General features: G+C 68.4%; 15 protein-coding genes and 2 tRNA genes. 6 read left to right on the top strand and 11 right to left on the bottom strand.

Annotation, left to right across the window (positions count from 1 at the left end; genetic code table 11):
* Positions 1-23: 23 nt before the first annotated feature.
* Together pstB and LC041_RS03305 are read left to right on the top strand one after the other, a co-directional pair.
* Positions 24-803, top strand: a complete 780-nt coding sequence (gene pstB, locus LC041_RS03310; protein WP_226531529.1) for a phosphate ABC transporter ATP-binding protein PstB — start codon at positions 24-26, stop codon at positions 801-803.
* 212 nt (positions 804-1015) lie between these two features.
* Complete coding sequence (locus tag LC041_RS03305) at positions 1016-1870, top strand: type IV toxin-antitoxin system AbiEi family antitoxin domain-containing protein (RefSeq protein WP_226531528.1); 855 nt, start codon at positions 1016-1018, stop codon at positions 1868-1870.
* 170 nt (positions 1871-2040) lie between these two features.
* Here the strand turns inward: LC041_RS03305 and LC041_RS03300 are convergent, their stop codons facing one another.
* From LC041_RS03300 to sigK, 4 genes are all read right to left on the bottom strand, one after another.
* Entirely contained in the window at positions 2041-2922 is an 882-nt protein-coding gene (locus tag LC041_RS03300) for an aminodeoxychorismate lyase (RefSeq protein ID WP_226531527.1), read from the bottom strand.
* 189 nt (positions 2923-3111) lie between these two features.
* The gene (locus LC041_RS03295; protein ID WP_226531526.1) at positions 3112-3741 is read right to left on the bottom strand and encodes a DNA-directed RNA polymerase subunit beta; all 630 of its coding nucleotides are present in this window, start codon (positions 3739-3741) and stop codon (positions 3112-3114) included.
* Positions 3742-3770: 29 nt separating this feature from the next.
* Complete coding sequence (locus LC041_RS03290) at positions 3771-4565, bottom strand: anti-sigma factor (RefSeq protein ID WP_226531525.1); 795 nt, start codon at positions 4563-4565, stop codon at positions 3771-3773.
* A complete protein-coding gene (gene sigK / locus LC041_RS03285; protein ID WP_226531524.1) occupies positions 4562-5161 on the bottom strand; it encodes an ECF RNA polymerase sigma factor SigK in 600 nt (199 codons plus the stop codon). Before sigK ends, LC041_RS03290 begins: the two co-directional genes overlap by 4 nt.
* A 150-nt stretch (positions 5162-5311) precedes the next feature.
* Between sigK and LC041_RS03280 the strand changes: the two genes are divergently transcribed.
* Positions 5312-5971: a fasciclin domain-containing protein gene (locus LC041_RS03280; protein ID WP_226531523.1), complete on the top strand. Its 660-nt coding sequence runs from the start codon at positions 5312-5314 to the stop codon at positions 5969-5971.
* Positions 5972-6110: 139 nt separating this feature from the next.
* Positions 6111-6186 (top strand) — tRNA-Lys (locus tag LC041_RS03275).
* A 22-nt stretch (positions 6187-6208) separates the two neighbouring features.
* On the opposite strand, the gene LC041_RS03270 is transcribed toward LC041_RS03275, so the two are convergent.
* On the bottom strand, positions 6209-6667 hold the full coding sequence (locus tag LC041_RS03270) for a hypothetical protein (RefSeq protein WP_226531522.1): 459 nt from the start codon (positions 6665-6667) through the stop codon (positions 6209-6211).
* Positions 6668-6840: 173 nt separating this feature from the next.
* On the opposite strand from LC041_RS03270, the gene LC041_RS03265 reads away from it, so the two are divergent.
* Positions 6841-7386, top strand: coding sequence for a type 1 glutamine amidotransferase domain-containing protein (locus LC041_RS03265; protein WP_226531521.1), 546 nt, complete (start codon positions 6841-6843; stop codon positions 7384-7386).
* A 30-nt stretch (positions 7387-7416) separates the two neighbouring features.
* Here the strand turns inward: LC041_RS03265 and LC041_RS03260 are convergent, their stop codons facing one another.
* The gene (locus tag LC041_RS03260) at positions 7417-7932 is read right to left on the bottom strand and encodes a CGNR zinc finger domain-containing protein (RefSeq protein ID WP_226531520.1); all 516 of its coding nucleotides are present in this window, start codon (positions 7930-7932) and stop codon (positions 7417-7419) included.
* A 25-nt stretch (positions 7933-7957) separates the two neighbouring features.
* Here LC041_RS03260 and LC041_RS03255 point away from each other — a divergent pair, with 25 nt between their 5' ends.
* A complete protein-coding gene (locus LC041_RS03255; protein WP_226531519.1) occupies positions 7958-8173 on the top strand; it encodes a hypothetical protein in 216 nt (71 codons plus the stop codon).
* A gap of 3 nt (positions 8174-8176) precedes the next feature.
* On the opposite strand, the gene LC041_RS03250 is transcribed toward LC041_RS03255, so the two are convergent.
* The 5 genes from LC041_RS03250 to LC041_RS03230 all read right to left on the bottom strand — a co-directional run bounded on the left by LC041_RS03250 (position 8177) and on the right by LC041_RS03230 (position 12219).
* The gene (locus tag LC041_RS03250) at positions 8177-8725 is read right to left on the bottom strand and encodes a DUF1697 domain-containing protein (RefSeq protein ID WP_226531518.1); all 549 of its coding nucleotides are present in this window, start codon (positions 8723-8725) and stop codon (positions 8177-8179) included.
* Complete coding sequence (locus tag LC041_RS03245; RefSeq protein WP_226531517.1) at positions 8722-9303, bottom strand: isochorismatase family protein; 582 nt, start codon at positions 9301-9303, stop codon at positions 8722-8724. The genes LC041_RS03250 and LC041_RS03245 overlap by 4 nt, the downstream gene beginning before the upstream one ends.
* 66 nt (positions 9304-9369) lie before the next feature.
* Positions 9370-9442: transfer RNA gene (locus LC041_RS03240), tRNA-Thr, on the bottom strand.
* 69 nt (positions 9443-9511) lie between these two features.
* Positions 9512-11065 (bottom strand): alpha/beta hydrolase, encoded by a 1554-nt coding sequence (locus tag LC041_RS03235; RefSeq protein WP_226531516.1) that lies wholly within the window; start codon positions 11063-11065, stop codon positions 9512-9514.
* Entirely contained in the window at positions 11062-12219 is a 1158-nt protein-coding gene (locus tag LC041_RS03230) for a DNA polymerase III subunit delta' (RefSeq protein WP_226531515.1), read from the bottom strand. Before LC041_RS03230 ends, LC041_RS03235 begins: the two co-directional genes overlap by 4 nt.
* Positions 12220-12290: the final 71 nt, after the last annotated feature.

Below are 12290 nucleotides of genomic sequence, written 5' to 3'. Positions count from 1 at the left end.
CGACCACTCAGAATAGGAATCACGTGTCCAAGAGCATCGAAGTCAACGACCTGAACGTCTACTACGGCGATTTCCTCGCTGTGGAGGGCGTCTCCCTCGACATCCAGCCGCGCAGTGTCACGGCCTTCATCGGCCCCTCGGGGTGCGGGAAGTCCACGTTCCTGCGCACTCTCAACCGCATGCACGAGGTCATCCCCGGCGCCCGCGTCGAAGGTGAGGTGCTGCTCGACGGCAAGGACCTCTACGGCGCCGGCATCGATCCCGTCCTCGTGCGCCGCGAGGTGGGCATGGTGTTCCAGCGCCCGAACCCGTTCCCCACCATGTCGATCAAGGAGAACGTGCTCGCCGGCGTCAGGCTCAACAACAGCCGCATGTCCAAGAGCGACCAGGACGACCTCGTCGAGAAGTCGCTCACGGGCGCGAACCTGTGGAACGAGGTCAAGGACCGGCTCGACAAGCCGGGCTCCGGGCTGTCGGGCGGCCAGCAGCAGCGACTGTGCATCGCGCGCGCGATCGCCGTGTCGCCGCAGGTGCTGCTGATGGACGAGCCGTGCTCCGCGCTGGACCCCATCTCGACCTACGCGATCGAAGAGCTGATCGGCGAGCTCAAGAACGAGTTCACGATCGTCATCGTCACGCACAACATGCAGCAGGCGAGCCGCGTGTCGGACAAGACCGCGTTCTTCAACATCGCGGGCACGGGCAAGCCCGGCAAGCTCATCGAGTACGACGACACCACCTCGATCTTCACCACCCCCTCGGTGCAGGCCACTGAGGACTACGTCTCCGGTCGCTTCGGCTGAACCCGCGCACGCGAGGGCTGCCAAAACCCAGACCATCCGCGCTCCTCGTGGCGTGTCCCCCAAGGACACGCCGCCGCGGGGCCCGATGGTCTGGGTTTTCGCATATCCGAGGAGGTCGTGCGTCGACTGCACCGGAGGCGAGCCGCGCGACTTGTGCACAGGTCCCGCGGCCGCGGCATCGCGCCACCGCACGCCCAGGGCAGTATCGATCGATGTCGTTCGCCCATACTGCTTCCGTGCTGCGCACGCTCGGGCGGATGGCACGGACCTCTGAGCTCCGACGACGAGGTGTGAGCCGCGCCGAGCTCGCGCGCGCCGTGCGGTCCGGCGAGGTGATCCGCCCTCGCCAGGGCGTCTACGCACTCCCCGACACCCCGGAGGCCTGGTTGCACGCGGCCTCGCACGGCGGCACGATCGGATGCGCCCAAGCCGCGGCGGTCCACGGACTCTGGGTACTCGAGACGCCTTCCACCCCGCACATCTGGATGGGAGACGCGGGAACACCCCGGTCGTCGTGCGAGGACTGCGTGATGCACTGGGATGAGGGGCGCGTGCGCGTCGGCGAGGTTGCACCGGTACCGAACGCCCTCCTCCAGATCGCAGCCTGTTGCGGCGAGGACGCCTTCTTCGTCGCGCTCGAGTCCGCCCTGCGCCGATCGTTGATCTCGCCGGCGGCACTCGCGTGGCTCCACCGGCATCTCCCGGCCTCGGTGCGGTGGCTCGTCGCCTTCGCCCGAGCGGACGCCGACAGCGGGCTCGAGTCGCTGATCCGGCTTCGCCTGCACCGGATCGGCGTCCACGTCCGTACGCAGGTGTCGATCCACCGCGTGGGAGAGGTCGACTTCGTCATCGGCGAGCGCCTCATCCTCGAAGCCGACGGCCGGGAGAATCACGCCCGCGAGAAGGAGCGCAGCAAGGACCTCCGGCGCGACGCTGAAGCGGCCGCCGCCGGGTACACGACTCTACGGTTCACCTACGAGCTCATCATCGACGACTGGCCGCTCGTAGAGGCCGCGATCCTCGGCGCTCTCGCGCGCGGAGCCCACCTCGCCCCGGCTCCCCACTGACCTCTGCGTGCCTCGCTCGACGTGTCGCGCCGCACCAAAACGGAGACGTCCTGTGCACGCCACGGCGTGTCTGGAGTGGACACGCCGTGGAGCGGCCGGATGCTCTCCGTTTTGGCACGGGGGGCAGGGGGGGCAGGGGGCACGGGGGCAGGGAGGCAGGGGGCAGGGGGTCAGCGGGGAGAGAGCAGGTAGCGGTTGAGGGCGGCCGTCAGGGCCGTGTCGACCGGGAGGGAGGTGCCGTCGATCGCGGTGATCGCCGCGGCGAGGCGGACGCTCGACACCAGCCATGCCGCATCCGCCCGCGGGAGGTCCGTCGCCGGGATGCGGTCGTAGGCGGTCTCGAAGCCCTGCGCCGCGAGGTGCTCGTACACGCTGAGCTGGGTCGTCCCGTGCAGGATGCCCCCGTTCGGTGCCGGGGTCACGAAGCGGTCCCCGAAACGGAGGATCAGCGAGGCGGTCGGCGCCTCGAGCACGAACCGGTCGCTGGACAGGAAGATCGCGTCGTCCGCGCCACGGCGGCGGGCCTCACGCAGGGCCGCCATGTTGACCGCATACGACAGGGTCTTGGCGCCCAGCAGCAACCACGGCGCCCTCTCGGCAGCGCCCAGGTCGTAGCCACGGTCCAGTGTGACGACGCGCACCCCGCGCTCCCGCACGGCGGCGAAGTCGGCGGCCGGAGCAGCGGTCACCCATGCCGTGGGAGCGGGGCCGTGCTCGACACCACGGCTGAGGATGAGCTTGATGACGGACTCACCCGATCCGAGTTGCACAGCCGCCGCGCGAATGGCTTGATGCCACTGGTCGAGGTTCGGCGCGGGAAGATCGCACAGGCGTGCGGAGTGCGCGAGTCTCTCGAGGTGCGGGACCACCTCCTGCGCATGCCCGTCGACGACGCCGATGGACTCGAAGACCCCATCGCCCCGCTGCGTGCTGAGCTCGCCGACGCTCAGGGCCGGCGCTGCCGCATCCACCTGAGTGAACGTGTCGGCATAGTCGGAGCGCTGCTCCTCGACGGCCACGGGATCGATCATGAGTGCGAAACGCCCGGTCATGATCCGAGCCTAGAGGGCGGGAATACCCACGACTGCTTCGCGTTACAATTGAGTGGCCGGGCCGCATAACCCCGGGCTCCATTTTTCGCCGCTACGAGCGGCCTTCCGCCGAGAGGCGTTCTTGCGGCCCGGTCTTTCCTTTTCAGGGCCTCCGAGCGTCTTCCCCACGCGCTCCGCAGGGACGATCGCTCAGCTGAGGGCTCCGGACCGCCACAGCACGGCCGCCGCCGCCAGGTCCTGCGCATAGCTGCTCAGACGCAGCGCTCGCGTCGTGAGTTCGCTGGCGCGCGCGGGCTCCGTCGGCTCGTAGTCATCGGCGGTGTGGGTCGCACCGGAAGCCTGCACACGACAGAAGGCGGCCGCGCGGTCGAGCGCCACGGCGAAGTCGCCCCGAAACGCCCCGCGCAGGATGGTGTCGATGAGGGCGACGAGTTCGTCCGGCCCCGCAGGCACCGGAGCACCGGCGATCACGGTGTCTGCAGACGGCAGCTCGACACGGCCCCGGTCATAGAGCAGTGCGGCCGTGCGGGCGTCGGCGTGGATCGCGAGCTGCAGCACGTAGAGACGCCACAGTGCACCGGGAAGTGTGCGCGATGGTGCCTTCGACCAGAGTTCGGCGATCTCGTCGATGCCGTGCTCCGCGGCGAAGGCCACGAGACGCTCGGCACTCGCGCCGCTCTCGTCCGCACGCACGCGGGTCAGCAGTGCGGAAGCCGTGGCATGCGCGACGCGGGTCTCCTCGGCGGGATCGTGCGAACCGACGATGTTGTCGAAGGCGGTGGTGGGTCGACGCACGGGACGGTGATGCTGCTCGGGCATCCCTCCAGGGTACGCGCGATCGACGACGGTCAGGCCGTGGGGATGACGATCACCGGGTCCGTGGTCGGCTGGCCCGTCGGAGATCCGCCGGCCTGCTCGACGGTCACGGCGATCGCATCGCCCGCCTGCATCTCGCCCGCGAGGAGCGCTGTGGCGTCACCGTCGTCCACATCGAACACACCCGCGGAGACCGGAGCATCACCGCGGACGAACCAGAGCTCGTACGTCTCGCCCTCTGCGGGGGTGGGGATGCCGTCGGCGACCAGCACGGCCTTGCCGACCGAGGCTGACCAGTGCGCGGTCGCCGAACCGCCGTCGTCGAGGGCGACGGTCGCCTGCTCGGCGTCTCCCGCCGCCTCGATCTCCTGCAGCGCGACCACGCTGGCGGGAGGATTGAGCTGCTGGTTGAGGGCGACCGCACCGATGCCGACGCCGACCAGCACGGCCAGGCATGCCGCCAGAGCGAACACGCTCCGCGTCCAGCGGCGCGGCTTCGGCTTCTGTGCGGCCCCGGAGGCGATGGCGGCGTCCTGCGATGCTGCCGTGTCGTCCGTGGTCGTCGAGGCGACGTTCGACGCAGTGGGCGTTCCGCCGTCCTGGGGCAGATCCGCGATCTGTGCAAGCAGCGCGGATCGGATGTGCGCGGGAGCGGTCACTGGCTCGACCGGGCCCGCGAGCGATGCAGCGGTGGCGGCATCCTCATCCACGGTGTTCTCCCATTCCGGGTGCTCCGCGAGGGCAGCGAGATAGCGGCGCTCGTCGTCCGCAGACAGCGAGTGCAGCGCGGCACCTGCCGCGAGTTCTGCGAAGTCCTTCTCGTTCATGCCGTCACCCCCATCGCCGTGCGCAGACGGGTCAGCCCGTCTCGCATCCGTGTCTTGATCGTCCCCAGTGGCGCGCCCACGAGGGCCGCGATCTCGTTCTGACTGTAACCGCCGTAGTACGCGAGGACGAGTGCTTCGCGCTGCGCCTCCGGTAGCCCCGAAAGCGCGTCGACGACCTTCCCTCCCTCTATCCCCAATTCGACCTGCTCCGCGACACTGTCGTGCGCGACGCCGATGTCCTTGAATCCTGCTCGTACGTCTCGGTCGGCGCTCGACTGCGAAGCACGCACCCGATCGACGGCCCGGCGATGCGCGATCGTCATGATCCACGCTCGTCCCTGACCTTTGTTCGGAGCGAAGCGGGAAGCGGATTGCCAGATCTCCAGAAAGACCTCTTGGAGTACTTCCTCACTCTGTGCGCGGTTGATGAGCACACGGAGGATGAGACCGAAAACCCGGGAGGAGAGCAGGTCATAGAGAGTCGCGAAGGCAGCTTGATCACCTGACGCGACGCGGACGATGAGGTCGGCGACAGCATCCTGCGTCGCTCCGTCCTCGGGAACGTCGAACCCATCGATGACCATCCCTACAAGCATGCCGTATCTCCGCCCCGATCCCGCGCATGCGAGGCCGCCACGGGACCGATTTCGAAGATTTCTCAGATTCTTCCCATCCGAACCCGAGGGGGCTCCGAACAGCACTCGACGCCACGGAGAGGCCGTGGCTCAGTTCCGAAGGAGCTCGACATGTTCAGCACCAAGAAGAAGGTCACCGCGGCAATCACCCTCGGCCTGGCGAGCGCATTCCTGCTCTCGGCCTGTTCCATGGGCAGCGGCAGCACCACGGACGAGTCCTCCGAGCCGGCGGCACCGGAGACGTCGGAGTCGACGCCGATGGAGATGGACCCGGCCGCGAACCTGGTCGGCCCCGGCTGCGCGGCATACGCCGACGCCGTGCCGGACGGCGCAGGATCCGTCGAGGGTATGGCTCAGGACCCGGTCGCGGTGGCGGCCTCGAACAACCCGCTGCTGACCACGCTGGTCTCTGCGGTGAGCGGACAGCTCAACCCCGACGTCGACCTCGTCGACACCCTGAACGGTGGGGAGTTCACCGTTTTCGCCCCGGTGGATGACGCCTTCGCGAAGATCGACCCGGCCACGATCGAGGCTCTCAAGACCGACAGCGCCACGCTGAGCTCGATCCTCACCTACCACGTGGTCCCCGGCCAGATCGAGCCGGCCGACATCGACGGCATGCACGAGACCGTGCAGGGCGCCGAACTCGAGGTGACGGGCAGCGGAGACGACCTGATGGTCAACGACGCCAAGGTCATCTGCGGTGGAGTGCAGACCGCGAACGCGACCGTGTACCTCATCGACACGGTTCTGATGCCCCCGGCATCCTAAGCCAGGGACCGTCGGGTGGGAGGACACCCGACACACGCCCTTCTCGGGAGCAGGGGGAGGATCCTGAGAAGGAGAGAGGGGCCGTCAGCGGAGTCATGTCGCTGACGGCCCCTCTTCTTGCGCACTAGACTTGACGCAGGGGCCTCTAGCTCAGTCGGCAGAGCATCGGACTTTTAATCCGCGGGTCGTGGGTTCGAGCCCCACGGGGCCCACCACAGCACGACGACGTGAATCCACTCAGGATTCGCCGTCGTGCCCTCCGGCCAACAGCTCATCGCGGATCTCGGCCACGCCGCTCGGCAGTGTCTCGCCTTCGAGGTCGAAGACCGGGGCCTCCGGGCTGCCACCGATCGCGCACACCGCGACGCTGTCCTGTCCCTCCAGCGTCTTGGGGATCACGACGAACCAGAGCGACCGACCACCCAGCCATTCCGTGGTCGCCATGTCGGAGAAATAGGTCGCCTCCGGTGCGAGACTCCGGGTCCGCTCCGTGCACAGCTCCACCAGCTGGGCGGTCGCGAACGCCGTTGCGGGCGCGGTCGGCTCCGGCTCCGGCGTCGGCGTCTCGGTCGGCGAAGGGCTCGGCGACGGCGAACCCGTCGACGCGGTCGGCGAGGGACTCGGCGCCGGCTCCGGGGCGCAGCCGGCGAGCAGCACGAGCACCGGGACGAGGACGAGGGCGGAACGGAAGCGCATGGCTGGATGCTACTGCTTCTGTGCACCGATCCGCGGGGAGCACTCCGCGTCCGCCCGACTTCGCCTCTAGCATCCTCCCCCGCTCCCCGGCCACCCCCTTCACGCACCGCGTCGCCCGGGAGAGGGTGGACTCGTCCGCAACCCGCGGGCGACCCCCCACGAAAGGACGAACGATGACTCTCACCGGCAACCGAGTGGCGTTCCTGGCGACCGACGGATTCGAGGACAGCGAGCTCACCAGTCCGTGGGAGGCGGTCACCGCCGCGGGTGCGAGCGCGACCCTGATCGCCCCGTCGGGAGCGGCGATCACCGGCAAGAACGGCCACGAGCAGGCTGTCGATCTTCTCGCCTCCGACGCCGCAGCGGACCAGTTCGACGCGCTCGTGCTTCCCGGTGGCGTCGTCAACGCCGACCACCTGCGCCTCGACAAGCCGTCGATCGCGCTCGCCCGCGCGTTCTTCGACCAGCACAAGCCCGTCGGCGTGATCTGCCACGGCGCCTGGATCCTCATCGAGGCCGATGTCGTGGACGGGCGGACTCTCACCAGCTATCCGAGCCTGACCACTGACCTTCGCAACGCGGGAGCGACGTGGGTCGACGAGGAGGTCATCGTGGACGAAGGGCTCGTCTCCAGCCGCACACCGGACGACCTCCCAGCCTTCAACGCGAAGCTCGTCGAGGAGATCGGTGAGGGAACGCATGAAGGCCAGACCGCGTGAATCGGCCCGGTGAGGCCGAGCACGTCGGCCTCACCCGCGAGCCCGGTGCCGACGCACGGCCGCGCGGTTGGCGCAGCGCACGGAGCAGAACCGCTGACGACCGTTGCGCGTCACATCCGCCACGACGTTCGTGCACGGTGAGGCCTGGCAGCGGCCGAGCCTGCCCATTCCCCGGGTCACGAGATGCAACGAGGTTCCGAGGCTGATGATCGCGCGAAGCACGTACGGCAGGGAGGGGACGTCATCGCGGTAGTGCAGGTGCCAGCCCTCGCCGTCGTGGTTGGTCAACCGCGGGTAGGCCGCTGCGGCGGCGAGCTGCGCGTTCAGCAGTAGCGCCCGCGCATCCGCGTCGGGCTCGTCGACGATCGCGAGCCAGTCGTCGATGACCGCTCTGACTTCCGCATGGTCGTCGACGGCCGGCGGGAAGGTCTGCGTCATACCGAGGGCGAGAGTGCGCGCCTCGATGCCGGCGCGGTCCGCGGGCCAGTCGTTGGCCAACGATGCCGCCAGCAGGACGGCATACTCTCCGTAAGGGTTGAGATGCATAAGACCATTACATCACGCTGGATGCATGACCTCGCCGAACACTCTTCCGATCCCCCGCCTCCGACCGGAGCCCGCGACGCATGAGCATGGCTGGCGCGTGGAATCCCGGCATCCGACGAGCGAGGGCATCGTGCTCTACGTGCGCTGTGCGGAGTGCGGCTCCCGACGTGTCGACCTGCAGGCACATCCGCACCTGCCGCCGATCGGCGTGAGCACGCAACTCGGCGACGCGGGGCACTGAGGCTCAGCCGTGGGTGATCAGGCGGTCAGCTCGATGAGCGTGCGGGTCGTGCGCAGGTTGCGGGCCGTCCCCGCCACACCGAGCGCACGGTCCAGCACCGCTTTGGTCAGCTTCGTGGAATGCACGCCGCCGGCGCCGTAGTCGATCCACAGGGTCGTCCGCGACGAGGGCGAGGCGCTCCGCGGGGAGCAGACGCTCCTCCAAGGATGCGAGCGCACCGCTCGCAGGCGGCCCCTCCAGGAACATCGCGTGCACGAAGGTCGCGTCTCCCTCGGGAAAGGGCTGCGCGGACTCCGACGAGACCAACTGCGCATGGGTCCGATGGATCACGGGGGTGTCCACTCCGAACTCCCGGTCGATCGCGGAGCGAACGGCGGCGCGCGCGGTGTCCGGATCCGGTGGAGTCGCGCAGATGATGTTCCCGCTGGCGATGTACGTCGAGACGTCGACGAGGTCCGTCTCGGCGGCCAGCACTTCGCGCAGTCGAGCCATCGGAACCCTGTTGCGTCCGCTGACGTTCACCGCCCGCAGGAGGAGGACGCTGCGGCTCACGCGTCCGCGCTCACGACCAGTTCCGCACCGGCATGGACGAGTTCAGCGAGCGCAGCCTCGCTCGTGTCCGGAGCAACCCCCGCGACGAGGTCGGTCAGGATGCGAACGTGGATGCCGTGTGCGATCGCGTCGAGCGCGGAGGCACGGACGCAGTGGTCCGTCGCGATTCCCACGACGTCGGCGCTGAGCACGCCGGCCGCCGACAGGATCACGCCGACGCTCTCGTGCGCCTCGGTCTCCCCCTCGAACATCGAGTACGCGGGCCGGCCCTGGCCCTTGCGGACGTGATGGGTCACGGATCCGGTGTTCAGGAGCGGATCGTATTCGGCACCCGGTGTGCCGGCGACGCAGTGCACCGGCCAGGAGTCGATGAAGTCCGGCGTCTGTGCGAAGTGTCCTCCGTTGTCCCCCTCGGCGTCATGCCAGTCGCGGGAAGCGATGATCGCCTCGTAGTCCGCGGCGCGCGCGGAGAGGAAGTCCGTGACGGCGGACGCCACCGCATCACCACCCGCTACCGCGAGTGCACCGCCCTCGGTGAAGTCGTTCTGCACATCGACGATGAGAAGCGCTCTGCTCATACTTCGAGGTTACGCCGCCGAGACGGGAAAGGCCCCGTGATGTTCTTCGCATCACGGGGCCTTCGGAGCCGCTTGTCAGAATCGAACTGACGACCTTTTCATTACGAGTGAAATGCTCTGCCGACTGAGCTAAAGCGGCGTGCGACGCGTGAGCGGCGCGATCACCGATATTACCCTGTCTCGCGCTCGCTCGCGAATCGGACCGGTCTCACTCGCAGCGGAGGCCGTCTTCGGGCACCACGTCATCGAGCAGGAAGGCCTCGACCGCGTCATCGACGCAGATGTTGCCCTTGTTGTAGCCGGTGTGCCCCTCCCCCACGCGAGTGATGAGCACGCCCTCCTCCAGCTGATCCGCAAGCGATTCGGACCACTCGTACGGCGTCGCCGGGTCGTTCGTCGTCCCGATCACTAGAATGGGTCCAGCACCCTCAGCCGTGATCTCGCCACGGGTCCCGGTCGGCGGATAGGGCCAGACCTCGCAGGAATCCGGGCCGCTCCAGTACGGAGCGATCGTCGGAGCCCCCTCGGCGATCTTGGCATCGATCGCAGCTTCGGCAGCGGGGTCGTCCTCCACCGGGTAGTCCATGCAGTTGTATGCGCGGAACGCCTCGGTGGAGTTGTCGATGTAGACGCCGTCTTCGCGACTGTTGTAGAAGTCCGCGAGGAAGAACGCCGAGGTCGGGTCGCCCTGCAGCGCCTCGTCGAGCGCCTGCGTGAGGAATCCCCAGTTGTCCTGCGAGTAGAGCGCCGCGATGATGGCGGTCAGCAGGCTGTCCGCGCCCATGAGTCGACCGTCGCCGCCCTTCAACGGCGTGCGGTCGACGCTCGCCAGCAGCGCTCCCAGATCAGCCATCGCTTCATCCACCGTCCCGGCGAACGGGCACTCCCCGGAGTCGAGACAGCTCTGCATATAGGCACGCAGCGCCGATTCGAATCCGAGTGCCTGCGTCGCGCCGACCTCGAGCCCCGGGACGGCCGGATCGATCGCGCCGTCGAGCACCAGACGGCCGGCCTTCTCGGGATAGAGCTTCGCGTAGGTCGCACCGAGGAACGTGCCGTACGAGTACCCGAGGTAGTTCAACTGCTTGTCGCCCAGCACTGCGCGGATCAGATCCATGTCGCGCGCCGCATTGACGGTCGTGATGTACGGCAGGATGCCCGCACTGTTGGCGTTGCACGCCTCGGCGAACGACTTGTGCGCGGCGAGCAGCTCCGCCTCCCATTCGGAGGTACCGCGGGCGGCGGCGGGGATGCCGTAGAGGTAGTCGTCCATCTCGGGCGCTTCGTAGCAGGTCACGGCGGTCGAATCACCGACTCCGCGCGGGTCGAAGCCGATCACGTCGAAGTTCTCGATGAGGTCGGGCCCGACGGCGAATCCGAGGTTGTTCAGGACGAGGTCGACCCCACTGGCTCCAGGACCGCCCGGGTTGGTCAGCAGGGAGCCGACCGGGGTTCCCTGCGCCCGGTGACGCACCACTGCGAGGGTGATGTCGCCCGCGGCAGGGTTCTCCCAGTCGAGCGGGGCCGTGACATCGGTGCAGTCGTACCCGGTGCCGCACTCCGTCCAGGTCAGTTCCTGCGAGTAGAAGGGCAGCAGGTCTTCTGCGACACCCTCGGTGTCGGGAGCGGCGGTCGTGGACGGCCGCGAGGACTGCTCGGGGATCATCGCGTACAGACAGCCGGAGAGCGCGACGGATGCCGCGGCGAGGCCGGCGATGACCCCGATGACACGACGGAAGCGGGAAGTCGATAGGTCGTTCACGGTTTCCTCCCGCTCGTGATCGTCACGAGCAAGCTCTCCAGCGCGAGCAGCGGAGCGACGTTGCGCTCCAGCGACTGCCGCGTCTCGGCTAGATGGTCAAGTACGACAAGAGTACGGGTCACAGGCCAGACGGCCGCGAGCGCCTCGAGTTCAGGACGGAGCTCACGGTTGATGAGGTCTCCGCCACGATCGAACTGCAGCATCACGACGTCGCGGAACAGCGACTGCAAGTCCGTGAGCACCCGGTCGATCCCGTCTCGAAGGCTTCGCGTGGCGCGCTTCTTCTGATCGTCTTCGAGCGCGGACAGCTGGGTGCGCAACGCCGGTGGCACCGCCTGGCCCTCCGCGACGCCGATGGTGCGCAGCAGCGAGGCGCGCTCACTGGCATCGCGCTCAGCCGTGAGGGCCTTCGCATCCTCCGTCGCAGCCTGGATGATCTGGCCGGCGACCTCGACCGCATCACCCACACCGCGTACTCCGAGGACGGATCGGAGCGTCTCATCGCGGCGACGGCGAGCACCATCATCGGTCGCGAGCCGCTGGGCCATACCGATATGACGCTGCGCGTGCCGCGCGGCCTGCTCGGCGATGGCCTGCTCAGCGCCCGTGCGCACGCTGATGAGACGCGCGACATCGTCGACATCGGGCTCGGTCAGCCGCAACGACCGCACCCGGGAGCGGATCGTGGGAAGGAGATCCGCCTCGCTGGGGGCACACAGGATCCAGACCGTCTGCTCCGGCGGCTCCTCGAGGGCCTTCAGGAGCACGTTGGAGGTGCGCTCGACCATGCGGTCAGCGTCTTCGACCACGATGACGCGGTATCTGCCGGCGGAGGGGGCGAAGTAGGAGCGCTCCACCAGGCCGCGGGCCTCGGCGATCGTGATGATGACCTTGTCGGTGCGCAACGCGGTGACATCGGGATGCGTGCCGGCGAGCACCTGACGCATGACGTTCTCGTCATCGGGGTGGTCGGCGATCAGCGCAGCCGCGAACGCGTAGGCGAGGGTCGATCGTCCGGATCCCGGTGGTCCTGTGATCAGCCAGGCGTGCGACAGCGCGACGGGATCGGCGGCGGCGGCACGGAGCGTGTCGACCGCGGCGTCCTGCCCCCACACATCCGCCCAGGGGAAGGGAGCGGGAACGGTCTGGGGCATGTACTCAGCCTAATCGGGACCGCCGACCTCGTCGGGACCGCTGATGTCCCCACCCGGGAGCCGTGGGGCCG

Source organism: Microbacterium paraoxydans (genome assembly GCF_020524545.1).
GTDB lineage: Bacteria > Actinomycetota > Actinomycetes > Actinomycetales > Microbacteriaceae > Microbacterium > Microbacterium paraoxydans_C.
The sequence above is the reverse complement of the archived record's forward strand: the minus strand, read 5'-3'. Positions and strand labels throughout refer to the sequence as shown.

Excerpts from the sequence above, each read along its gene's own strand:
- LC041_RS03265 (WP_226531521.1), top strand. The coding sequence starts at position 6,841 with ATGACTCTCACCGGCAACCGAGTGGCGTTCCTGGCGACCGACGGATTC.
- LC041_RS03295 (WP_226531526.1), bottom strand. The coding sequence starts at position 3,741 with ATGCCCGAGCAGCATCACCGTCCCGTGCGTCGACCCACCACCGCCTTC.
- LC041_RS03300 (WP_226531527.1), bottom strand. The coding sequence starts at position 2,922 with ATGACCGGGCGTTTCGCACTCATGATCGATCCCGTGGCCGTCGAGGAG.
- LC041_RS03245 (WP_226531517.1), bottom strand. The coding sequence starts at position 9,303 with ATGAGCAGAGCGCTTCTCATCGTCGATGTGCAGAACGACTTCACCGAG.
- LC041_RS03280 (WP_226531523.1), top strand. The coding sequence starts at position 5,312 with ATGTTCAGCACCAAGAAGAAGGTCACCGCGGCAATCACCCTCGGCCTG.
- LC041_RS03270 (WP_226531522.1), bottom strand. The coding sequence starts at position 6,667 with ATGCGCTTCCGTTCCGCCCTCGTCCTCGTCCCGGTGCTCGTGCTGCTC.
- LC041_RS03230 (WP_226531515.1), bottom strand. The coding sequence starts at position 12,219 with ATGCCCCAGACCGTTCCCGCTCCCTTCCCCTGGGCGGATGTGTGGGGG.
- LC041_RS03305 (WP_226531528.1), top strand. The coding sequence starts at position 1,016 with ATGTCGTTCGCCCATACTGCTTCCGTGCTGCGCACGCTCGGGCGGATG.
- LC041_RS03260 (WP_226531520.1), bottom strand. The coding sequence starts at position 7,932 with ATGCATCTCAACCCTTACGGAGAGTATGCCGTCCTGCTGGCGGCATCG.
- LC041_RS03255 (WP_226531519.1), top strand. The coding sequence starts at position 7,958 with ATGACCTCGCCGAACACTCTTCCGATCCCCCGCCTCCGACCGGAGCCC.
- sigK (WP_226531524.1), bottom strand. The coding sequence starts at position 5,161 with ATGCTTGTAGGGATGGTCATCGATGGGTTCGACGTTCCCGAGGACGGA.
- LC041_RS03290 (WP_226531525.1), bottom strand. The coding sequence starts at position 4,565 with ATGAACGAGAAGGACTTCGCAGAACTCGCGGCAGGTGCCGCGCTGCAC.